Source organism: Paracidovorax sp. MALMAid1276 (genome assembly GCF_049198005.1).
GTDB lineage: Bacteria > Pseudomonadota > Gammaproteobacteria > Burkholderiales > Burkholderiaceae_C > Acidovorax.
Genome location: NZ_JBMIRS010000263.1, coordinates 14,017 through 34,550, shown reverse-complemented (window position 1 = coordinate 34,550; position 20,534 = coordinate 14,017). Strand labels below are relative to the sequence as shown.

The 20,534-nt window shown below is 65.9% G+C and carries 20 protein-coding genes; 13 read left to right on the top strand and 7 right to left on the bottom strand.

Features of this window, described 5'->3' with window-relative positions; all coding sequences use genetic code 11:
- Positions 1–141 precede the first annotated feature (141 nt).
- The 3 genes from ACOQFS_RS22700 to ACOQFS_RS22690 all read right to left on the bottom strand — a co-directional run bounded on the left by ACOQFS_RS22700 (position 142) and on the right by ACOQFS_RS22690 (position 4,022).
- Complete coding sequence (locus ACOQFS_RS22700) at positions 142–1,986, bottom strand: M61 family metallopeptidase (RefSeq protein ID WP_421565064.1); 1,845 nt, start codon at positions 1,984–1,986, stop codon at positions 142–144.
- A gap of 111 nt (positions 1,987–2,097) precedes the next feature.
- Complete coding sequence (locus tag ACOQFS_RS22695) at positions 2,098–2,829, bottom strand: DsbC family protein (RefSeq protein WP_421565063.1); 732 nt, start codon at positions 2,827–2,829, stop codon at positions 2,098–2,100.
- A 53-nt stretch (positions 2,830–2,882) separates the two neighbouring features.
- Complete coding sequence (locus ACOQFS_RS22690; protein WP_421565062.1) at positions 2,883–4,022, bottom strand: FAD-dependent monooxygenase; 1,140 nt, start codon at positions 4,020–4,022, stop codon at positions 2,883–2,885.
- A 91-nt stretch (positions 4,023–4,113) separates the two neighbouring features.
- Here ACOQFS_RS22690 and ACOQFS_RS22685 point away from each other — a divergent pair, with 91 nt between their 5' ends.
- From ACOQFS_RS22685 to ACOQFS_RS22675, 3 genes are all read left to right on the top strand, one after another.
- Positions 4,114–4,986: an MOSC domain-containing protein gene (locus ACOQFS_RS22685; RefSeq protein WP_421565061.1), complete on the top strand. Its 873-nt coding sequence runs from the start codon at positions 4,114–4,116 to the stop codon at positions 4,984–4,986.
- 82 nt (positions 4,987–5,068) lie between these two features.
- Positions 5,069–6,163 (top strand): redox-regulated ATPase YchF, encoded by a 1,095-nt coding sequence (gene ychF, locus ACOQFS_RS22680; RefSeq protein WP_421565060.1) that lies wholly within the window; start codon positions 5,069–5,071, stop codon positions 6,161–6,163.
- A gap of 312 nt (positions 6,164–6,475) precedes the next feature.
- The gene (locus ACOQFS_RS22675; protein WP_421565059.1) at positions 6,476–7,708 is read left to right on the top strand and encodes a diguanylate cyclase; all 1,233 of its coding nucleotides are present in this window, start codon (positions 6,476–6,478) and stop codon (positions 7,706–7,708) included.
- Between the two features lie 10 nt (positions 7,709–7,718).
- On the opposite strand, the gene ACOQFS_RS22670 is transcribed toward ACOQFS_RS22675, so the two are convergent.
- A complete protein-coding gene (locus ACOQFS_RS22670; protein ID WP_421565058.1) occupies positions 7,719–8,201 on the bottom strand; it encodes a YqaA family protein in 483 nt (160 codons plus the stop codon).
- A gap of 147 nt (positions 8,202–8,348) precedes the next feature.
- Between ACOQFS_RS22670 and ACOQFS_RS22665 the strand changes: the two genes are divergently transcribed.
- The 4 genes from ACOQFS_RS22665 (at position 8,349) to purH (ending at position 12,024) form a co-directional block, all read left to right on the top strand.
- Positions 8,349–8,924: a D-Ala-D-Ala dipeptidase gene (locus tag ACOQFS_RS22665; protein WP_421565057.1), complete on the top strand. Its 576-nt coding sequence runs from the start codon at positions 8,349–8,351 to the stop codon at positions 8,922–8,924.
- A 126-nt stretch (positions 8,925–9,050) separates the two neighbouring features.
- Entirely contained in the window at positions 9,051–10,097 is a 1,047-nt protein-coding gene (gene dusB / locus ACOQFS_RS22660) for a tRNA dihydrouridine synthase DusB (protein ID WP_421565056.1), read from the top strand.
- The gene (locus tag ACOQFS_RS22655; protein ID WP_421565055.1) at positions 10,094–10,327 is read left to right on the top strand and encodes a Fis family transcriptional regulator; all 234 of its coding nucleotides are present in this window, start codon (positions 10,094–10,096) and stop codon (positions 10,325–10,327) included. Before dusB ends, ACOQFS_RS22655 begins: the two co-directional genes overlap by 4 nt.
- 92 nt (positions 10,328–10,419) lie before the next feature.
- Positions 10,420–12,024, top strand: a complete 1,605-nt coding sequence (gene purH / locus ACOQFS_RS22650; RefSeq protein ID WP_421565054.1) for a bifunctional phosphoribosylaminoimidazolecarboxamide formyltransferase/IMP cyclohydrolase — start codon at positions 10,420–10,422, stop codon at positions 12,022–12,024.
- A gap of 81 nt (positions 12,025–12,105) precedes the next feature.
- Here purH and pobA read toward each other — a convergent pair whose 3' ends face one another.
- A complete protein-coding gene (gene pobA, locus ACOQFS_RS22645; protein ID WP_421565053.1) occupies positions 12,106–13,290 on the bottom strand; it encodes a 4-hydroxybenzoate 3-monooxygenase in 1,185 nt (394 codons plus the stop codon).
- Between the two features lie 115 nt (positions 13,291–13,405).
- Here pobA and ACOQFS_RS22640 point away from each other — a divergent pair, with 115 nt between their 5' ends.
- A complete protein-coding gene (locus tag ACOQFS_RS22640) occupies positions 13,406–14,197 on the top strand; it encodes an IclR family transcriptional regulator domain-containing protein (RefSeq protein ID WP_421565066.1) in 792 nt (263 codons plus the stop codon).
- A gap of 68 nt (positions 14,198–14,265) precedes the next feature.
- Here ACOQFS_RS22640 and hemL read toward each other — a convergent pair whose 3' ends face one another.
- Both hemL and thiD read right to left on the bottom strand, forming a co-directional pair.
- Positions 14,266–15,576, bottom strand: coding sequence for a glutamate-1-semialdehyde 2,1-aminomutase (hemL, locus tag ACOQFS_RS22635; protein WP_421565052.1), 1,311 nt, complete (start codon positions 15,574–15,576; stop codon positions 14,266–14,268).
- The gene (gene thiD, locus ACOQFS_RS22630) at positions 15,560–16,549 is read right to left on the bottom strand and encodes a bifunctional hydroxymethylpyrimidine kinase/phosphomethylpyrimidine kinase (protein WP_421565051.1); all 990 of its coding nucleotides are present in this window, start codon (positions 16,547–16,549) and stop codon (positions 15,560–15,562) included. Before thiD ends, hemL begins: the two co-directional genes overlap by 17 nt.
- A 94-nt stretch (positions 16,550–16,643) precedes the next feature.
- Between thiD and ACOQFS_RS22625 the strand changes: the two genes are divergently transcribed.
- The 5 genes from ACOQFS_RS22625 (at position 16,644) to ACOQFS_RS22605 (ending at position 20,484) form a co-directional block, all read left to right on the top strand.
- Positions 16,644–16,817 (top strand): rubredoxin, encoded by a 174-nt coding sequence (locus ACOQFS_RS22625; protein ID WP_008903269.1) that lies wholly within the window; start codon positions 16,644–16,646, stop codon positions 16,815–16,817.
- 62 nt (positions 16,818–16,879) lie between these two features.
- The gene (locus ACOQFS_RS22620; protein ID WP_034692846.1) at positions 16,880–17,278 is read left to right on the top strand and encodes a response regulator; all 399 of its coding nucleotides are present in this window, start codon (positions 16,880–16,882) and stop codon (positions 17,276–17,278) included.
- Complete coding sequence (locus tag ACOQFS_RS22615) at positions 17,278–17,643, top strand: response regulator (RefSeq protein ID WP_010459520.1); 366 nt, start codon at positions 17,278–17,280, stop codon at positions 17,641–17,643. The genes ACOQFS_RS22620 and ACOQFS_RS22615 overlap by 1 nt, the downstream gene beginning before the upstream one ends.
- A 15-nt stretch (positions 17,644–17,658) precedes the next feature.
- Positions 17,659–18,186, top strand: coding sequence for a chemotaxis protein CheW (locus ACOQFS_RS22610; protein ID WP_421565050.1), 528 nt, complete (start codon positions 17,659–17,661; stop codon positions 18,184–18,186).
- A 21-nt stretch (positions 18,187–18,207) separates the two neighbouring features.
- On the top strand, positions 18,208–20,484 hold the full coding sequence (locus ACOQFS_RS22605; protein WP_421565049.1) for a methyl-accepting chemotaxis protein: 2,277 nt from the start codon (positions 18,208–18,210) through the stop codon (positions 20,482–20,484).
- Positions 20,485–20,534: the final 50 nt, after the last annotated feature.

Below are 20,534 nucleotides of genomic sequence, written 5' to 3'. Positions count from 1 at the left end.
TCCACGGCGCACCGCGCCTGGCATCCCATCCCGGCAAGGACCTTGTGCGACTCCAAAAAGACATTGAACAGGCTCTAAGACGGTTTCAGGGCAGGCGCGAAGCATATCGCCAGCCTTGCCCTGCTGCGCCAGGGAAGGCTGTCAGCCCAGCCAGCGTGACAGGGCGGCAGGGTCTGCGGGGGACAGGCTGATGGTGTCCGGGGCGGCGGCCGCACCGGCGTGGGGGTCAGACGGCTTGTGCGCCGGTTTTGCAGGCCCCGCGGCCACGCCGGCAGGGGCTGCGTGGCGGGGCAGCTGCAGCGCCAGGCGCAGCAGTCTGCCGTCGCGTGCCACCAGTGCGTTCACCGAATGGTGTGCGCCGGCGTAGAAGGCCACATCATCGAGGCGCGCAATGCGCCACTCCTGATCCTGCACGGCCAGTCCCAGCCATTCGTCGCCCGCCATCATCCCGGCCTTTTCAGCGGCGCTGCCACGCAGCACGGTCTTGATCTGCACGCTGTGGTTCTCTGCCACGCGCAGGCCCAGCTGCTGCGCCAACTGCGCCGTTTCACCCTTGAGCGTCACGCCATGCGCCGCCAGCAGCTCCGCCAGCGGCAGCTCTCCAAGGCCATGCACCCACTGCTGCAGCTCCTCGTCGAATGGACGGCCCGCCAGCTCGCGCAGCACCTCGCGCAGATCCGATTCGGCCATCGGCCCGCCCTCGGTGCGGGCCCACAGCGCGCGCATCACGTCGTCCAGCGTGGCCTTGCCGTCGCGGCGCAGGGCCAGGTCCAGGCACAGCGCCACGAGCGAGCCCTTGGTGTAGTAGCTCACCGTGGCGTTGGGGGTGTTTTCGTCCTGGCGGTAGTACTTCACCCAGGCGTCGAAGCTTGCCTGCGCCACCGACTGCACGTGCCGGCCCGGCGTCTGCAGCACCTGGTTGATGGTCTTGGTGATGAGTTTCAGGTATGTGGCGTCGTCGATGAGCCCTGCCCGGCGCAGCAGCAGGTCGTCGTAGTAGCTGGTGAAGCCTTCGAAGAACCACAGCAGTTGCGTGTAGTTCTCGCCGGTGTAGTCGTAAGCGGCGAACTCGGCCGGGCGCAGGCGCTTCACGTTCCAGGTGTGGAAGTACTCGTGGCAGATCAGGCCCAGCAGCGTCGTGTAGCCCTCGCTGGAGCGGGCGTCGCCCACCCGGGGCAGGTCGCGGCGGCCGCAGATCAGTGCCGTGGAATTGCGGTGCTCCAGGCCCCCATAGCCATCGCCCACGGCGTTGAGCATGAAGACGTAGTTTTTGAAGGGTGCCTTGCCGTCGCCATGCCAGAAGCGGATATTGGCTTCACAGATCTTCTGCGTGTCCGCGAGCAGCCGCTTGCCATCGAACGAAGGCGCGGCGCCGGCCACCACGAACCGGTGCGCCACGCCGCAGGCGGTGAAGCTGCCGATCCAGAAGCTGCCCATCTCGACCGGGCAGTCCACGAGTTCGTCATAGCTGGCGGCGGTGTATTGGCCAAAGCCCTGCGCATCCACGTCCAGCGCACTCAGCCCCGTTGCCACCGACCACGCCGCAGTGTCTGGGGTGCTGGCCAGTTCCAGGCTATGGGGGCCGTGCTCGTGCCCGTGCACGCGCAGGCACAGGCTGGTGCCGTTGAAGAAACCACGGCTGGCGTCCAGCCACGCCGTGCGCACCGAGTTGTCGTAGGCGCACACGCTGTAGGTGAGCACCAGCGGTTTGGCCTGCGTGCTCTCCACGCGCCAGCGGTGCTTGTCCAGCTGGACCAGCGGTACTTCGCGGCGCCCCTGGCGCGCCTTGAGGTTCTGCAGATTCTTCGAGAACTCCCGCACCAGGTAGCTGCCCGGAATCCACACGGGCAGCGACACCTCCTGCCCGTGGGCCGGCTCGTCGATGGTGAGGGTCACGGAGAACAGGTGCGCGTGCAGGTCCGAGGGTTCAATGCGGTAGTGCAGTGCAGCGCGGGAGGCGGGGGTGGCGGCGCGGGAAGAAGTCATGGGCGCGGAGGGCAGGAGGCGGTGGGGCGAGAGGCGCCGGCCGGCAGACAGGAAGGCCGCGCTCGGCCCGGCGATGGCATGGAAAAAACCGGCGCGGGCGGCATGGCGAAATCAGTTGGTGGTGGTGGTTTCGCCGCTGGCCTCTGCAAGCCGCTTTTCGACTTCCTGCGCTCCGATGGCGCCTGGCACGCGCGTGCCATTGGTGAAGATCAGCGTCGGGGTGCCCGTGATCTTGTGCTTGCGGCCAAAGGCGAGGTTGCGCTGCAGCGCGCTGGTGTCGCAGCTGGCCGTGGCGGGGGCCTTGTCGCGCACCATGTAGTCCTGCCACGCGGCCGTCCGGTCCTTCGCGCACCAGATGTTGCGCGACTTCTCGGCAGAGTCCGGACTCAGGATGGGGTAGAGAAACAGGTAGACCGTCACGTTGTCGACGTTCTGCAGATCGCGCTCGAAGCGTTTGCAATAGCCGCAGTTGGGGTCTTCAAACACGGCCACCTTGCGCTTGCCGTCCCCGCGCACGATGGTGAAGGCGTCCTTGAGCGGCAGCGCAGAGAAATCCACCGCCGTCAGCTTGGCGATGCGGTCTTCCGTCAGGTTGCGGCGCGCCTTGGTGTCGATGAGCTCGCCCTGGATCACGTAATTGCCTTTCGCATCGGTGTAGAACAGGTCGGTGCCGATGCGCACTTCGTACAAGCCTTTCATCGGCGTGGGGCGCACCTCATCGATCTTGTCCATCTGCGGAATACGCTCTGCCAGCGCCTTGCGGATGTCAGATTCCTGGGCCGTGGCCGTCAGGCAGGGCACGGCGAGGGTCGCGGCCGCCAGCAGGGTGGAAATCAGTTTCATGGTGGTCTCTGTGGTCTCTTGTGGTTTTGCACCGGGGCCTGCGCCCCGGTCGCTCATTGCATGCCCATGCCCATAGCCCGGCGGGCGACAAAGGCCTTGAGCGCGCCACTGCGCTCGAAGCCCTTCATGCCCCAGTTGCGCAGCACTTGCACGGGCCCTTCCTGGCGCGCAAACAATTGCGCTAGGCCGTCTGTTGCCCATCCCATGGCCATCACGGCGGCCTTGCGTTCCCGCTCATAGCTGCGCAGCAGTTTCAGGTCTGCAACGCTGCGCCAGTAGTCGCGGCCGTGCAGCACACGGGCCAGCGCCTGTGCGTCCGCCAGGCCCAGGTTCAGCCCCTGTCCGGCGAGCGGATGCACGTTGTGCGCGGCATCGCCGGCCAGCGCCCAGCTGCTGCGCGCAGACACGTTGTGTGCCAGGGGGCCGCACCAGCGGTCTGCGGTGGCCAGCTGCAGCGGCCAGGCCGCGCGGTCGGCGCACAGCGACAGCGTGCCCAGCGCTCCATGGCTGGCGGCGTGTAGCCTGGCTGCAAATTCTTGCGGCGACAGGGCCATCAGCGGCGCGGCCAGGTCATGCCATACGGACCACACCACCGCCACGGAGTTCCCTTCGGGGCCCCCAAGCGGCAAAAACGCCAGGATGCCCTCGGGGCCAAACCACTGGCGCGCCACTTGGCCATGGCCCAGCCCGGTGTGAAGGCGCGTGGCGATGGCTGTCTGCCCGTATGGCGTGGTCTTGAATTCGGCACCGAATTCCGCGCGCGTGCTGCTGGCGCGCCCTTCGCACACCACCGTGAGCGGCGCTGCCACGGCGCTATCTACCACGTCGATGTGGGGCTGAAAGCGCACGGCGTCGGCCAGGCGCGCTTCGAGTGCGGGAACATCCACGATCCAGGCGAGCGCATCCACGCCCTGCGTGGGGGCGTCAAAGTTGACGATGCCATCCTGGTCGCCGTGGACCTCCATGCGGTGCACGGCGGTGGCGTGCTCGGCATCGGGCCAGCTGCGCAGCGATTCGAGCAGGCTGCGCGACGCCAGGTTCAACGCGTAGGCCCGCACATCGGTGGCTGCGGGGTTCTGCGGGCCGGGATGGGGCACCAGCGCCACCTTCAGCCGATTGCGTGCCAGCAGCAGTGCCAGCGTCTTGCCCACAATGCCGCTGCCGCGAATACAGATATCGAAATGTTGGGCCATGCGGGCCATTGTAGGAGGGCGCCCGCTGCCCCACGCGCAGTGCAGAATTACCGGTTTACCCCGCAAGAACCTTCCTCCTGGAGCCCCTGGCGTGACTTTCCTCTCCGAATCCGATCTGACCGGCACCATCTCGCGCCTGTTTGTGTACCCCGTGAAGTCGTGCGCAGGCATCGAGGTGCGGCAAGCGCTGCTGACGGAGACCGGGCTGGACCTGGACCGAGCGTGGATGGTGGTGGATGAAAAGGGCGTTTTCCTCACGCAGCGGGCCCTGCCGCGCATGGCGCTGATTCGGCCTCAGCTCAAGACCGACGAGATGGTGTTGCGGGCGCCCGGCATGCTGGCGCTGCATGTCGCCATCGAGGCCGTGGAGTCACCTGCCACCGTGACGGTGTGGAAAGACACCGTGCCGGCCTGGGACATGGGGGCCGTGGCTGCCCAATGGTTCACCGATTTTCTGGGCCAGCCCTGCCGCCTGGTGCGGTTCGACCCCGAACACCGCCGCCTGTCCAGCATGGACTGGACCGGCGGCGTCGAGGCGCCGAACCAGTTCTCTGACGGCTTCCCCGTGCTGGTCGCCAGCGAGGCGTCGATGGACGATCTCAACGCGCGCCTCGTGGCGCAGGGCCATGCGGGCGTGGGTGTGGAGCGTTTCCGCCCCAACGTGGTGCTGGCGGGCTTGGAGGCCCACGACGAAGACCGCGTGGATGTGCTCCGCGTCGACGCGGGGCCTGGGCTGGAGGTCTGTCTGCAACTCGTCAAGCCCTGCGCGCGATGCCCGATCCCGGACATCGATCCGGCCACGGCCCAGCCGCACCCGGCGGTGGGCGACACCCTGCGCCAGTACCGGCAGGACCGGCGCCTGCAGGGCGCCATCACCTTCGGCATGAATGCGATCGTGCGCGAGGGTGCGGGCCAGATGCTGCGTGTGGGCCAGCGGGTGGCGGCCGATCTGCGTTTTGAATGAGGTGCCCGGGCCGCGCTGAACGGGCGCGGGTGGCGGCCCCGTAAAATCGGCGGTTTGTCTCCGAATTCCAGAAAGCCCTGCCATGAGCCTCCAATGCGGCATCGTGGGCCTGCCCAACGTCGGCAAGTCCACCCTCTTCAACGCGCTGACCAAGGCCGGCATTGCCGCCGAGAACTACCCCTTCTGCACCATCGAGCCCAACACCGGCGTGGTGGAGGTGCCTGACCCCCGCCTGCAGAAGCTGGCCGAGGTGGTATCGCCCGAGCGCGTGGTCCCCGCCATCGTTGAGTTTGTGGACATTGCGGGCCTGGTGGCCGGCGCGTCCAAGGGCGAAGGCCTGGGCAACCAGTTCCTGGCCCACATCCGCGAAACCGACGCCATCGTCAACGTGGTTCGGTGCTTTGAAGACCCCAACGTGATCCACGTGGCGGGCCGTGTGGATCCGATTGCCGACATCGAGGTCATCCAGACCGAGCTGTGCCTGGCCGACCTGGCCACGGTCGAAAAGGCGCTGAACCGTTACAGCAAGGCCGCCAAGTCGGGCAATGACAAGGAAGCGGCCAAGATTGTCTCGCTTCTGACCCCTATCCAGGCCGCGCTCGACCAGGGCAAGCCGGCGCGCACCATTTCCGTCAGCAAGGAAGACGCTCCGCTGCTCAAGCAGTTCTGCCTCATCACCGCCAAGCCGGCCATGTTCGTGGGCAATGTGAGCGAAGACGGTTTCGAGAACAACCCGCTGCTCGACCGCCTGAAGGAATACGCTGCCGCCCAGGGGGCTCCCGTGGTCGCCATCTGCGCCAAGATCGAAGCCGAGATGGCAGAGATGAGCGATGAAGACCGTGACATGTTCCTGCAGGAGATGGGCCTGGAAGAGCCGGGCCTGAACCGGCTGATCCGCGCCGGCTTCAGCTTGCTCGGCCTGCAGACCTATTTCACCGCCGGCGTGAAGGAAGTGCGCGCCTGGACCATCCGCGTGGGCGACACCGCGCCCCAGGCCGCCGGCGTGATCCACGGCGATTTCGAGCGAGGCTTCATTCGCGCGCAGACCATCGCCTTTGACGACTACATCCAGTACAAGGGCGAGCAAGGCGCCAAGGACGCGGGCAAGATGCGCGCCGAGGGCAAGGAATATGTGGTCAAGGACGGTGACGTGCTGAACTTCCTGTTCAACGTCTGACGCTTTCACGCCCTGACTTCCCTGTGCGGCCGCAGCCAGCGCCGCCTATCGATGGACCAGCCCTGTCCCGCGTTGCGGTTGCACAGGGCTTTTTGGTCCACACCAACACCTGGGGCGCCGAGGGGCTGCGCCCCTCGCTGCGCCCCTCGCGGTGCGTCCTGGGCCCCCTGCCCCTACTGGAAAACACGGAGAGGGTGCATGTCAGTTCTGCGTAAGATGCGCGGGTTTGCCCGAGGAGGGCAGCCAACCCCCTGACGCGCGCAAGCCTCGGCGCCCGTCCTCCAACCCAACCAGGCCAGCGCCTGCCTCCTTATGTTTTTTGGACGCAAGAATCCGTTTTCGGCCACGGACGCCTTTCCCCTGTCCGATGCCGTGATGGAGTTTGATGAATCTTCGTCCGCAGCGGTGCGGCCTGCGCGCCGGGCCCTGGACGGCGTGGGCGAACGCCCCGCGCCCGGCGCAGTCCGCGACTGGCGGGCTGCAGGCTCCTTGATCGCCCTGTATGCGGCGGCACTGGCGGGCTTCTGGGCGCTGGGAATGGTGGAGGCCGATGTGCTGGTCGCGCTTCTGGCGATGGTGGCAGCGGGCGCTGCGGTGTTTGGGGCGGCGTCGCGTACGGAATGGATGCGCAAGATGCGCCACCGGCACATCAAGCTGGCGGGGGTGGCCACGGCCCTGGGCGCAATGATGGTGCTGTGTTACCTGGCGCCGGTCACGCAGATCCTGCTCACCCCGTTTGCATTTGTGGCCGTGGCCTACGGTGTCTTTATCGTGCCCCGGCGCGCCCTGCTGGCGCTGTCTGCAGGGGTGCTGGCGGCGTATGCGCTGGTGGTGGCGCTGCACCATGCGCAGCAGCACAATGCCGCGCTGCTTCGGCTGGAGGTGCTGCACCTGATCGCGCTGGCGGTGTCCTTGCCCGCGTTCGTCGTGTTGCTGGGCAAGGTGCAGTCGCTGTACCGCAGCCTGCACCACGCCAGCCGCAAGATCAAGAACATACAGGAAGACGCGCAGCGCGATCCGCTGGTGGGTTGTTTCAACCGGCGCTATGTGCTGGCGGCTCTGGAGGAACAAAAGCAGCTGGCCGACGAGAGCGGCATTCCCCTGTGTCTGGCCGTGCTGGACCTCGACCACTTCAAGCGCATCAATGACGAACTGGGGCACCTGGGCGGCGACGAGGTGCTGCGCAACTTTGCGCGCATTGCGCAGCAGGGCGTGCGGGGTGGGGACGTGTTCGGGCGGTACGGCGGCGAAGAATTCCTGATGATCTTTCCGGGTACGTCCCTGCTGCCCGCACTCAACACGTGTGAGCGCATCCGGGCGCAGGTCGAGACGTATGCATGGACCGGGTTGCTGCGCGGGCGTGTGACGGTGTCGATCGGCGTCACGCAGTATGTGCTGGGCGAGTCGGTGCTGGAGTTCTTCTCGCGCGCAGACACCGCGATGTACATGGCCAAGGAAGGCGGCCGCAACCAGGTGGTGGTGGAAGAGCCGGTGGCCCGCTGTGATTCGATGCTGGCCGATCCCAGCGGTTACGCTGCGCTGTGACCCGGTTCGGCTACACCGGGAGATGCCCCGGCATCAGCTTCAATAGGACGGTGGTCATGATCAAGTATCGAAAAAACTTGCCCACGGCCATGTAGGCCAGGCAGGGCCAGAAGGGCAGTTTGAGCCAGCCCGCCACGGCGCACAGGGGGTCGCCCACCACCGGCAGCCAGCTTAGCAGGCAGGCGCGGGGCCCAAAGCGCTCAAGCCAGCCGAGCGCACGCACCTCGGTCGCGCTGCCCCGCGCCTTGTCCACCACCTTGTGGGCGCCCAGGCCCATCCACCAGCTCACCCCGCCACCCAGCGTATTGCCCACCGTGGCCACGCCGATCGCGGCCCAGAAGAGCTCGGGATTGAGCTTGATCAGACCGAACACGGCGGGCTCGGAGCCCACGGGCAGCAGCGTGGCCGAAATGAACGACACGATAAAGACGGTGCTGAGGCCGAACTGCGGCAGGGCCAGCCATTGCATCAGCTGGTGCATCCAGATTTCCATAGCCCGGGAGTGTAGGGGCCGCAACCCGCGGCATCGCCGGCTCTAGGCGCCGTCCTACAGCCGTCGGCGGCAACTGCGCATGGCGTCCTGCAGGGGCGGGTTTGTATCTTGAAGCCCATGTTCCCGAACGCAAAGCCGGAGCTTCCCATGCCCATCACCCCCCGCCATCCCGCTCCCCACGTCACCAGCCGCGCACGCGGTGCTGCCTCTCTGCGCGGCAGCACCCTGCTGGTTGCGCTGCTGCTGTCGGCGTGCGTGCAAAGCCCACAGGCTGCGGTCTCCGCCCAATCCGACGCAGGTGGCGTGGCTTGGGCAGCGCCCCACAGCGGGTGCGGGGGCGCGCAATCGGGCCGGGCAGCGCTGGATGCGCTGGAGCGCGAGTTGCGCGCGCAAGGGCTGGTGCTGTCGGCGGCCTGCCGGCCTGCGAGCGGCGCCTGGGCGGTGCAGGTGCGCGTACTCGACGGCATGAAGGCCAGCCATCTGGTGCGGGGTCCGCTGGCCGATGGGCATGAGGTGGACATGGGTACGCCCACCGGCGTGGAAGCGCCCAACGCGGCGCTGACGGCCAGCGGCTTTTCGCCCGACGTGGAGCACAACCGCCAGTGGCTGCGGGCGCTGATGGCACGCCACCAGTTCGACAATGTGCCGGGCGCCTGGTGGCACTTTGCGCGCCGCAGCGCCAGCACGCTTCCTTCGCCTGACACGGATCTGGCGGCGCGATAGGGCGGCCCGCACGGCCGCGCAGCACGGCGGCGGCATGGGGGCACATCATTTCATTTGCTGAAATTTTGAGCAGGTACAATCCTGCCTCCTTTTTCAGCATCCGCTGCATTTTTCCCCCTCCTTGCCATGCACATCGGCCACATTCCACTGGCGAACCGGCTGTTCGTCGCCCCGATGGCGGGCGTGACCGACCGGCCGTTTCGCCAGCTGTGCAAGGCGCTGGGCGCGGGCTATGCGGTGAGCGAGATGGTGACCTCGCGCAAGGACCTGTGGAACAGCCTCAAGACCTCGCGCCGGGCCAACCATGACGGCGAGCCCGGGCCGATTGCCGTGCAGATTGCGGGCACCGACGCCCCCATGATGGCCGAGGCCGCGGTCTACAACGTGGAGCGCGGCGCGCAGATCATCGACATCAACATGGGCTGCCCGGCCAAGAAGGTCTGCAACAAATGGGCGGGCTCCGCGCTGATGCAGAACGAGGCGCTGGCCGTGGAGATCGCCGCTGCGGTGGTCGAGGCCTGTGCTCCCTACAACGTGCCCGTCACGCTCAAGATGCGCACGGGCTGGTGCCAGCAGCACAAGAATGCGGTGCAGCTCGCGCGCCAGTTCGAAGGCGTGGGCATCCAGATGCTCACCGTCCACGGCCGCACGCGCGAACAGGGCTACAAGGGCCATGCGGAATACGACACCATCGCGGCCGTGAAGGCGGCGGTGAAGGTGCCGGTGGTGGCCAACGGCGACATCACTTCGCCCGAGAAGGCGCGCGACGTGCTCGCCGCCACCGGGGCCGACGCGATCATGATCGGCCGCGCGGCGCAGGGCAGGCCCTGGATCTTCCGCGAGATCGGCCACTTTCTGGCCACGGGCGAGCACCTGGCGCCACCGTTGGTGGCCGAGGTGCAGCGCCTGCTGCTGGAGCACCTGCAGGACCACTACAGCCTGTACGGCGAACTGACCGGCGTGCGCAGCGCCCGCAAGCACATTGCGTGGTATCTGCGTGCGCTGCCCGGCGGCGAAGTGCTGCGGGCCCACATCAACACCATTGAAGACAGCGCCACCCAGTGGCAGGCCGTGGCCGACTACCTGGATGCCCTGGGGCAGCAGATGGACCGGCTGCCCGTGGCCACTGGCGTGGACGCCGACACAGAAGAACAAGAGGGATTGGCTGCATGAGCAAGAAACACATTGAGGAATGCGTGCGCGAGAGCCTGCAGGGCTACTTTCGCGACCTGGGCGGCGAGACGCCCGACGGCATGTACGACATGCTGGTGCGCGTGGTCGAACGCCCGCTGCTGGAAGTCGTGATGCAGCAGGCCGACAACAACCAGTCGCGTGCGGCCGAGTGGCTGGGCCTGAACCGCAACACGCTGCGCAAGAAGCTGGCACTGCACAAACTGCTTTGACGGCTTCTTTTGCTGCTACTAAAGTTATAGCTATCAGTGCTTGACAGATAAGCGCTGGAGCCTGTTTTTATTCAAAACTCGGTACCACCACCATGAACGCACTCCTCTCCGTCTCCGACAAGACCGGCATCGTTGAATTTGCCCAAGCCCTGCATGCCTTGGGCATCAAGCTCTTGTCCACCGGCGGCACCGCCAAGCTGCTGGCCGACAAGGGCCTGCCCGTGACCGAAGTGGCCGAGGTCACGCAGTTCCCCGAGATGCTGGATGGCCGCGTGAAGACGCTGCACCCCAAGGTGCACGGCGGCCTGCTGGCACGCCGCGAGCTGCCCGAACACATGGCCGCCTTGAAGGAGCATGGCATCGACACCATCGACCTGCTGGTGGTCAACCTCTACCCCTTCGAAGCCACCGTGGCCAAGGCCGGCTGCACGCTGGCCGACGCCATCGAGAACATCGACATCGGCGGTCCTGCCATGGTGCGCAGCGCCGCCAAGAACTGGAGGGATGTGGGCGTGATCACCTCGGCGGATCAGTACGAGGCCGTGCTGTCTGAACTCAAAGCTGGTGGGAAGCTGAGCGACAAGCTGCGTTTTGCGCTGTCGGTGGCCGCGTTCAACCGCATCGCCCAGTACGACGGCGCGATCAGCGACTACCTCTCGTCCGTCAACTTCGAAGAAGAAAAGCTGTCGGAAACCTATGTGCCCACCCGCACCCAGTTCCCCGGCCAGAGCAACGGCATGTTCGTCAAGCTGCAGGACCTGCGCTACGGCGAGAACAGCCACCAGCAGGCCGCGCTGTACCGCGACCTTTACCCCGCACCCGGCTCGCTGGTCACCGGCGTGCAGCTGCAGGGCAAGGAGCTGAGCTACAACAACATCGCCGACGCCGACGCGGCCTGGGAATGCGTGAAGAGCTTTGAAGACACTGCCGCCTGCGTGATCGTCAAGCACGCCAACCCCTGCGGCGTGGCCGTGGGCGCCGATGCCCTGGGCGCCTACAGCAAGGCCTTCCAGACCGACCCCACCAGCGCTTTCGGCGGCATCATCGCCTTCAACCGCGTGGTGGACGGCCCGGCCGCTGCCCAGGTCAGCAAGCAATTTGTCGAAGTGCTGATGGCCCCCGACTTCACCGCCGAGGCGCTGGAGATCTTCAAGACCAAGGCCAACGTGCGCCTGCTCAAGATCGCGCTGCCCTCGCCCGGTGGCACGACGGACTGGCAGCGCGGCCGCAACGCGATGGATGCCAAGCGCATCGGCTCGGGCCTGCTGCTGCAGACGGCCGACAACCATGAGCTTTCGCTCGCCGACCTGAAGGTGGTGACGAAGAAGCAACCCACGCCGCAGGAAATGGAAGACCTGCTCTTTGCCTGGAAGGTGGCCAAATACGTCAAGAGCAACGCCATCGTGTTCTGCAAGGACGGCATGACCATGGGTGTGGGCGCAGGCCAGATGAGCCGCCTCGATTCGGCCCGCATCGCCAGCATCAAGGCGGGTCACGCCGGCCTGACGTTACAAGGCACGGTGGTGGCGAGCGACGCATTCTTCCCCTTCCGCGACGGCCTGGACGTGGTGGTGGATGCGGGCGCGACCTGCGTCATCCAGCCCGGCGGCTCGATGCGCGACAACGAGGTGATTGCCGCCGCTGACGAGCGCGGCGTGGCCATGGTGTTCAGCGGCGTGCGCCACTTCCGGCATTGATTCCATCGGCGGGCACCCACCAAAAAGCGGCTTCCAAGGAAGCCGCTTTTTTTTATGCGAGTTGCCGGACGGAGGTGAGGTTCAAGCGCCAAAGTTCATCGGCAGCCCAACATAGTTCTCGGCCAATGAGACCGAGGCGGCGCGCGAGTTGACGAGGTAGTCCAGCTCTGCCTCTTGGATCTTCTGGCCGAATTCGCCGGTCTCGGGAAAGCGGTGCATCAAAGAGGTGAACCACCACGAGAAGCGCTCGGCGCGCCACACGCGCCGCAGGCAGCGGTCGGAATAGGTGTCGATGCCCACGGCGGACTTCTCCTGGTAGAACTCCGTCAGCGCCGTCCACAGAAAGCCCACGTCGCTGGCTGCCAGGTTCAGCCCCTTGGCACCGGTGGGCGGCACGATGTGGGCCGCGTCGCCTGCCAGGAACATGCGGCCAAAGCGAATGGGTTCGGCCACGAAGCTGCGCAGCGGCGCAATGCTCATCTCCAGCGCCGGGCCGGTCACCAGGTGGGCGCGGGCCTCCGGGTCCAGGCGGTTGCCCAGTTCCGCCCAGAACTGGTCGAGCGTCCAGTCCTCCAGCTTCGCCGTGTCGGGCACCTGCACGTAGTAGCGGCTGCGCGTGGCGCTGCGCATGCTGCACAGCGCAAATCCGCGTTCGGTGTTGGCATAGATCAGCTCGTGCGACACCGGCGGCACATCGGCCAGCACGCCCAGCCAGCCGAAGGGGTAGACGCGCTCGTAGGTCTTGAGCAGGTCGGCCGGCGCGCTGGCGCGGCACACGCCGTGGTAGCCGTCGCAGCCTGCGATGAAGTCGCAGTGCAGGGTGTGGGTCTGGCCGTCCTTTTCGTAGGTCACGCGCGGCTGCTCGCCGTCGAAGTCGTGCACGCTCACGTGGTGCGCTTCGTACACCGTGGTCAGCCCTTCCGCGGCGCGCGCGTCCATCAGGTCGCGGGTCATCTCGGTCTGGCCGTAGACCGTCACGCGGCTGCCGCCGGTCAGGGCGTGCAGGTCGATGCGGTGGCGCTGGCCCTTGAACAGCAGTTCGATGCCGTCGTGCGGCAGCCCCTCGGCATGCGCCCGCGCGCCCACGCCGGCCTTGTCGAGCAAGTCCATGCTGACTTGCTCCAGCACCCCCGCGCGGATGCGGCCCAGCACGTAGTCGGCGCTGCGCTGTTCGATGATGACGGCGTCGATGCCGGACTTGAAAAGCAGCTGGCCGAGCAGCAGGCCGGCGGGGCCTGCGCCGATGATGGCAACCTGGGTACGCATGGTGGGCAACCTCGTGAAGTTCGATGCGGCCAAGCGTAGGTGGATCTGCGTCAAGAAGGTGGGCCGCCGCCGCAGTTGCGTGCGATGGGTGGATGCGTTGTGCGATCATCGCGCAATGACCATCGTTCAGGCAGCCGTCCCCATCGCCAAGGCGGATTTCATCGAAGGCATGGCCAAGGGCCTGGCGGTGCTGGAGAGCTTCGACACCGAGCGCCAGCGGCTCAATGCCACGCTGGCCGCGCAGCGCACGGGCCTGACGCGCGCGGCGGCGCGGCGGCACCTGCTCACACTGGCGCACCTGGGCTACCTGGAGACGGATGGCAGTTTTTTCTGGCTGGCGCCCAAGGTGCTGCGCTTTTCAGGCAGCTATCTGGCGTCGGCCCGGCTGCCGCGCGTGCTGCAGCCCACGCTGAACCGGCTGGCGGCGCAGACACAGCAGTCGTTCTCGTCGGTGGTGCTCGATGGCGATGAGGTGGTGATCGTGGCGCGCAGCGGGGTGTATGGCGCGCCGTCGCGCGTGCTGGCTTACGGCCTGCACCTGGGCGCGCGGCTGCCGGCGCACCCCACGTCCACCGGCCGCATGCTGCTGGCGGCGCTGCCGCCCGCGCAGTTGTCGGCCTGGCTCAAGGGCCGCACGCTGCAGCGGCTCACGCCCCGCACGATCACCCAGATCGGCCCGCTGCGCCAGGCCATTGCCCAGGCGCGGCAGCACGACTACTGCCTGGCGGTGGAGGAGCACGAGCTGGGCGTGCACGCCCTGGCCGTGCCGCTGCGCAACCTGCAGGGCCACACGGTGGCGGCGCTCAATGTGGTCGCGTCGCCCCGGCAGGTCGACGAGGGCAGCCTGCTGCGCGACATGCTGCCCTTGCTGCAGGACGCTGCGCGGGAACTGCGCGGCCTGCTCTGACGGGTGCAATCCGCCAGAATTTTGCCAAAAAACGACTTCAGCGCTTTCTGGTAAAGGTTTTATAGCTACTAATTTTGTAGTGACCTGAAAACCTCTTGCGCGGCGGCCACGGTGGTAGCGATGTCGTCGGCCGTGTGTGCGGCGCTCACGAAACCGGCTTCGTACAGCGCGGGGGCGATGTAGATGCCGCGATTCAGCAGGCCGTGGAACAGCCGGTTGAAGCGCGCACCATCCGTTCGGAGCACCTGGGCGTAGTTCTGGGGCAGCTCGGGCAGCAGGAAGAATCCGAACATGCCGCCTTCGCAATCGGCGCTGAAGGGCACACCTTCAGCGGCCGCGGCGGCGGCCAGGCCGTCGACCAGCGAACGGGTGCGGGCCGACAGCGCGTCGAAGAAGCCGGGCTTGCGGATCTCGCGCAGCGTGGCCAGGCCGCAGGCGGTGGCCACAGGGTTGCCCGACAGGGTGCCCGCCTGGTACACGGCGCCCAGGGGCGCGAGATGTTCCATGATGGCGCGCGGGCCGCCAAACGCTGCCAGGGGCATGCCGCCGCCGATCACCTTGCCCAGCACGGTGAGGTCCGGCTTGAAACCCGGGATGCTGTTGGCGTACACGCTTTGGGCGCTGCCCAGCGCCACGCGCAAGCCCGTCATCACCTCGTCGAGCACCAGCAGCGCGCCATATTCGGTGCACAGCTCGCGGCAGCGCTGCATGAACGGCACGCTCGCGCGCACCAGGTTCATGTTGCCCGCGATGGGCTCGATCATCAGGCAGGCCAGTTCCTTGCCGTGCAGTGCGAAGGCTTCTTCCAACTGCGCAAGGTTGTTGTATTCGAGCACGATGGTGTGTTGCACCACTTCGGGCGGCACGCCCGCGCTGGTGGCATTGCCGAAGGTGGCCAGCCCCGAGCCGGCCTTGACCAGCAGCGCATCCGCATGGCCGTGGTAGCAGCCCTCGAACTTGATCAGCTTGCTGCGCCCCGTGGCGCCACGCGCGAGGCGGATGGCGCTCATGCCGGCCTCGGTGCCCGAGCTGACCAGGCGGATCATCTCCATGGAGGGAACCAGGCCCAGGATCTCCTCGGCCAGCTCGATCTCGCGCTCGGTCGGCGCGCCAAAGCTGAAGCCTTCGAGCGCGGCCTTCTGCACGGCCTCCACCACGGCCGGATGACCATGGCCCAAAATCATTGGACCCCAGGAGCCGATGTAGTCAATGAAGCGCTGGTCGTTGGCGTCCCAGAAATAGGCGCCTTGCGCACGCTTGACGAAGCGCGGTGTGCCGCCCACGGCCTTGAAGGCACGCACGGGCGAATTCACGCCGCCGGGGATCAGCGCCTTGGCGCGCTCGAAAAGGGGAATGTTGAGGTCAGTGCTTGGTGTCATGGGGCGGCAGCACAAAGCCCTCCAGGGCCTGCGCTTCATCAATCACGGGTGCGGGGCCGACGGCGGCCGGGCCGTCGTCATCGTCCGCAACGTCTTCTTCATCGTCATCGTCCGGCAGCGCCCAGAACATGCGGTCGGGCACGATGTGCCCCATGCCGGGGCGAAAACCGGCGTCCAGGCAGCGGTCCAGGTAGCCCAGCGCTTCGCTGGTGGCCTCGCCCAGGTCGTTGCCCGCGGCCACCAGGGACGTCAGCGCGGCCGACAGGGTGTCGCCCGCGCCCGAGAAGGTGGCATCGAACAGCTCGAACTTGCCGCTGCCCAGCACGGCCTGGGGCGATGCCAGCACGTTTTCGACAAACTGCTCGGGCAGCGGAATGCCGGTGACCAAGGTGTAGGGAACGCCCATCTCCGACGCCGCGCGGGCGATGTCGCGCGCCGTGGGGCTGCGGTCGCTCGACCAGTCCGGCAGCAGCCAGCGCCACAGGGTGCTGTGGTTTCCAACCAACACCGACGTCTGCGGTAACAACAATTCCCGGAAGGCGTCGAGGTACTCGTCGATCAGTTCTTCACGCCACCAGGACAGGTTGGGCATGTAGGCTATCACCGGGACTTCGTCATAGTCCGTGGTTATTTCGGCGATGGTGCTGATGTTCTCGGGGCTGCCCACGAAGCCGACCTTGATCGCCTGCACCGGCAGGTCTTCGAGCACCGCGCGCGCCTGCTCGGCGACGGCGTCGTCGTTGAAACTGAAGTGGTCAAAGATCTGCGCCGTATCGCGGGCGTAGGCCCCGGTCACGACGGCAATCGGGTGGCCCCCGACCGACGCGATCGTGGTGACATCGGCCGTCAGGCCGCCGGCGCCACTGGGGTCGCTGGCATTGAATACGAGCACGCAGGCGGGCGTCGCCTCCTCCGCGCTGACATCGTCTTTTTCCGGGATTTCAGGGGAAGGGAAAGGTGCTTTGGGGGTCATGGACCAGATCCTGCCAGAGGGGTGGCACAGAAGCAGCAGGCCGCGGAGATCACTAGATACAATCGTTGCATTCTAAGTGAAGGCCCTTTAAGCTGTGATCGACTCTAAAACCTGGATGTGCTTGATTTGCGGTTGGATTTATGACGAAGCCGAGGGTTCACCCGAGCACGGCATTGCACCCAACACTCCATGGGATCAGGTGCCCATGAACTGGACCTGTCCCGAATGTGGCGCCCGCAAGGAAGATTTCGAGATGGTTCAGATTTGAGGCGCGCCAGCACGATCGTCGGCTGCCGCGTTGTTTATTTTCTCCATCGGGAGCAGTGACAATTGACTACAACAGGCGCATCTTTCAAAGTGCTCGTGGTGGATGACAGCAATACCATCCGCCGAAGCGCCGAGATTTTTCTCAAGCAGGGGGGGCACGAAGTCTTGTTGGCCGACGACGGCTTTGATGCTTTGGCCAAGGTCAATGATTATCAGCCGCAACTGATTTTCTGCGACATCCTCATGCCCAAGCTCGACGGGTACCAAACCTGCGCCATCATCAAGCGCAATGCCCGTTTTGCAGATACTCCGGTGGTGATGCTGTCCTCCAAGGACGGCGTTTTCGACAAGGCGCGCGGGCGCATGGTCGGCTGCCAGGAATATCTGACCAAACCGTTTACCAAAGACCAACTGCTGCAAGCGGTGCAGCAGTTTGGCAATGCCCAACAAGGAGCGATGTAATGCCTATCCAGAAAGTGCTGGTCGTCGATGACTCGAAGACCGAGTTGATGTTTTTGACCGACCTGCTGCAGAAAAAAGGCATGCAAGTGCGTACCGCTGAAAATGCCGATGAGGCGTTTCGCCGTCTCGCCGAAGAAAAGCCCGATCTGATTTTGATGGACGTGGTCATGCCCGGCCAAAACGGTTTCCAGCTGACCCGTGCCATTACCCGTGATCCGCTGTATGCCGACGTGCCCATCATCATGTGCACCAGCAAGAACCAGGAAACCGATCGCGTCTGGGGGATGCGCCAGGGCGCGCGCGGCTATATCACCAAGCCGGTGGATCCTGCGGAGCTTCAAGCCAAAATCGACGCTCTGAATTGAGGCTGCGGCGCGTCCATGGCCAACCGCGAAGCCCTTCGAGAGCTACAGACGCGACTTGCCAGCCGCTTGCAGGCTGCAAGGTCCGAAGGTACCTCTGTTTCCTCCTGGCTGGCCGTTGAGTCCGCCGGGAGTTTCTATTTGCTGCCACTCGGTCAGTCCGGGGAGATCTTCCCCTGGGTGCCCGTGCAGGCGGTTCCCTATACACAAAGCTGGTTCCTGGGCGTCGCCAACCTGCGCGGCGGGCTGGTCGGCGTCGTCGATCTGGCAGGTCTCATGGGTGCCACGGCACCCCGCTCCGACCAGCAATTGGCCGAGTCCAGCCTGCTGTCCTTCAATGCCGCGCTGGAAGTCAACGCCGCCTTGCTGGTGGACCGCCTCTCGGGCCTGCGTGGCACGGATGCGTTCATGACCTCCGAGCCGCCGCCGGAAGGCTCGCCGGGATACTTCGGCACCACCTATATCGATTCCACTGGCACGCGCTGGCAGGAGCTGAACCTGCAGCTCCTGTCCCAACATCCCGCTTTCCTGAGCATCAGTGCTTGAGTTTTTCTGTAAGGCTGCACCATGTCTGTCGTCAATCAATTTGGAAAAATGTTCAACCGGAAGCCCGCCGAGTCGGATGCCGGCAATGCCGACGACGGGCGTGACCTCATGGGGGGTGGCTCGCTGGAGGCGGCACAGCTCGCCGATGGTTATCCCTCGGAGGCCTTGAACAGTGTTCAGGGCGACGCGGGTGGCTATGCCCCCGAACTGACTTCGCCCGATGCGGAGGAAGACCTGATCACCCTGCCGCTGCTCGGGAGTGCCACCGCAGCAGCCCACCAGCGCCGCCTGCTGGCCCTGCTGGGCGTGGGCGTTCTGGTGCTGGGGGCCATCGCGTTCTGGGTGCTGCAGCAGGCCGACCGGTCCGCGCAGCAGCTGGCCGCCACGGGCCAGTCGCTGATGCAGTCGCAGCGTCTTGCCAAGTCGGTGTCGCAGGCCTTGGTGGGCAGCCCCCAGGCGTTCCCTGACGTGGTGGAAAGCTCGGGCGTTCTGGCGCGCAACGTGCGTGCGCTCAACAGCGGCGATGCAGAGCTGGGTGTGGATTCGCTCGGCGAACCCTACAAGCCAGACCTGGAGGCCGTGAACCCCCTGATGGAGCGCGCCGAGCGCAACGCCAGTGTGGTGATGGGTCAGCAAAAGATTCTGACGCAGGTGGGTGATGCGCTGCGCACCATCAACCGCCAGTCGTCCGACCTGCTGGAAATCGCCGAGACGGTTTCCTCGCTCAAGCTGCAGCAGAACGCACCGGCCGCCGAAATCTCTGCGGCGGGTCAGCTGGTGATGCTGACCCAGCGCATCGGTAAATCCGCCAACGAATTCCAGACGATGGAAGGCGTGAGCCCCGAGGCCGTGTTCCTGCTCGGCAAGGACCTGAACTCGTTCAAGGAAATTGCCCAGGGCCTGCTGGATGGCAGCCCTGAGCTGAGACTGACCCCGACCAAGGATGCGCAGACCCGCGAGCAGCTGGATGCGCTGATCAAGCTGTACGAGCAGACCCGCACCCAGGCCAGCGCCATTCTGGGCAACCTGCAGGGCTTGGTGTCTGCCCGTGAAGCACAGTCCGCGATCATTGCCGACAGCGAGCCGCTGCGCCGCCAGCTGGAGGGCCTCCAGGCCAAGCTGTCGGCCCAGACGGGTCTGGGTGGCGGCCAAGTAGCAGCCCTGGCACTGGCAGGTTTGTTCGTGGTGCTTTGCGGTATCGGTATTTCCCGCGTCCAGCTGTTGGACAGCCGGGGCCGCCAGGCCAACGCTGAAATGCAGCAGAAGGACGCCAAACGCCAGGAGCAGGAGGCCAAGCGCGTCAACGACGCCAACCAGGCCGCCATTTTGCGACTGATGAACGAACTGCAGTCGGTGGCTGAAGGCGACCTGACCCAGGAAGCCACCGTGACGGAAGACATCACGGGCGCCATCGCCGACTCGGTGAACTACACGGTGGAAGAGCTGCGCCAGCTGGTGGGCAGCGTGCAGAACACAGCGACCCGCGTGGCGCAAACGACGGCTCAGGTGGACTCCACCTCGACCGAACTGCTCGCGGCCTCGACCGAGCAGCTGCGCGAAATTCGCGAAACCGGCCGCTCCGTTCTGGACATGGCGACCCGAATCAACGAGGTGTCCACACAGGCGCAAGAGTCCGCCACGGTGGCCCGCCAATCGCTGCAAGCCGCCGACTCCGGCCTGCAGGCCGTGCAGAACGCGATCGGTGGTATGAACTCCATCCGCGACCAGATCCAGGACACCTCCAAGCGGATCAAGCGCCTGGGTGAATCCTCGCAGGAGATCGGTGAAATCACCGAGCTGATTTCCGACATTACCGAGCAGACGAACGTGCTGGCTCTGAACGCCGCCATTCAGGCGGCGTCTGCCGGTGAAGCCGGCCGCGGCTTCTCGGTGGTGGCGGAAGAAGTGCAGCGCCTTGCTGAACGTTCCGCAGATGCCACGCGCCAGATCTCGGCGCTGGTGAAGGCCATTCAGACCGACACGCAGGATGCCGTGGCCGCTATGGAACGCTCCACGCAGGGTGTGGTGGAAGGGGCGCGCCTCTCAGACTCTGCCGGTACCGCACTGACCGAAATCGACCGCGTGTCGCGCCGCCTTGCCGAGCTGATCGAGCAGATTTCCTCCTCCACTTCGCGTGAAGCCGTTCTGGCCAACGAAGTGGCCGACAACATCCAGCACATTTTTGCGGTGACCGAGCAGACCGGTGAAGGTACGCGCTCCACGGCGCAGCAGGTGCGCGAACTGTCGCACATGGCCGAAGAACTGCGCCAGTCGGTGTCTCGGTTCAAGATCGCCTGACAGATCGCCTGACGCAGCAGTACGTAGTCACCAACTTGCTGGCTCTTTGC

Bases quoted from the DNA above. Each gene is read 5' to 3' on its own strand.
- ACOQFS_RS22675 (WP_421565059.1), top strand. From the start codon at position 6,476: ATGTTTTTTGGACGCAAGAATCCGTTTTCGGCCACGGACGCCTTTCCC.
- ACOQFS_RS22615 (WP_010459520.1), top strand. From the start codon at position 17,278: ATGCCTATCCAGAAAGTGCTGGTCGTCGATGACTCGAAGACCGAGTTG.
- pobA (WP_421565053.1), bottom strand. From the start codon at position 13,290: ATGCGTACCCAGGTTGCCATCATCGGCGCAGGCCCCGCCGGCCTGCTG.
- dusB (WP_421565056.1), top strand. From the start codon at position 9,051: ATGCACATCGGCCACATTCCACTGGCGAACCGGCTGTTCGTCGCCCCG.
- ACOQFS_RS22700 (WP_421565064.1), bottom strand. From the start codon at position 1,986: ATGACTTCTTCCCGCGCCGCCACCCCCGCCTCCCGCGCTGCACTGCAC.
- ACOQFS_RS22695 (WP_421565063.1), bottom strand. From the start codon at position 2,829: ATGAAACTGATTTCCACCCTGCTGGCGGCCGCGACCCTCGCCGTGCCC.
- hemL (WP_421565052.1), bottom strand. From the start codon at position 15,576: ATGACACCAAGCACTGACCTCAACATTCCCCTTTTCGAGCGCGCCAAG.
- ACOQFS_RS22665 (WP_421565057.1), top strand. From the start codon at position 8,349: ATGCCCATCACCCCCCGCCATCCCGCTCCCCACGTCACCAGCCGCGCA.
- purH (WP_421565054.1), top strand. From the start codon at position 10,420: ATGAACGCACTCCTCTCCGTCTCCGACAAGACCGGCATCGTTGAATTT.
- thiD (WP_421565051.1), bottom strand. From the start codon at position 16,549: ATGACCCCCAAAGCACCTTTCCCTTCCCCTGAAATCCCGGAAAAAGAC.
- ACOQFS_RS22690 (WP_421565062.1), bottom strand. From the start codon at position 4,022: ATGGCCCAACATTTCGATATCTGTATTCGCGGCAGCGGCATTGTGGGC.
- ACOQFS_RS22610 (WP_421565050.1), top strand. From the start codon at position 17,659: ATGGCCAACCGCGAAGCCCTTCGAGAGCTACAGACGCGACTTGCCAGC.
- ACOQFS_RS22605 (WP_421565049.1), top strand. From the start codon at position 18,208: ATGTCTGTCGTCAATCAATTTGGAAAAATGTTCAACCGGAAGCCCGCC.
- ychF (WP_421565060.1), top strand. From the start codon at position 5,069: ATGAGCCTCCAATGCGGCATCGTGGGCCTGCCCAACGTCGGCAAGTCC.
- ACOQFS_RS22640 (WP_421565066.1), top strand. From the start codon at position 13,406: ATGACCATCGTTCAGGCAGCCGTCCCCATCGCCAAGGCGGATTTCATC.
- ACOQFS_RS22655 (WP_421565055.1), top strand. From the start codon at position 10,094: ATGAGCAAGAAACACATTGAGGAATGCGTGCGCGAGAGCCTGCAGGGC.
- ACOQFS_RS22670 (WP_421565058.1), bottom strand. From the start codon at position 8,201: ATGGAAATCTGGATGCACCAGCTGATGCAATGGCTGGCCCTGCCGCAG.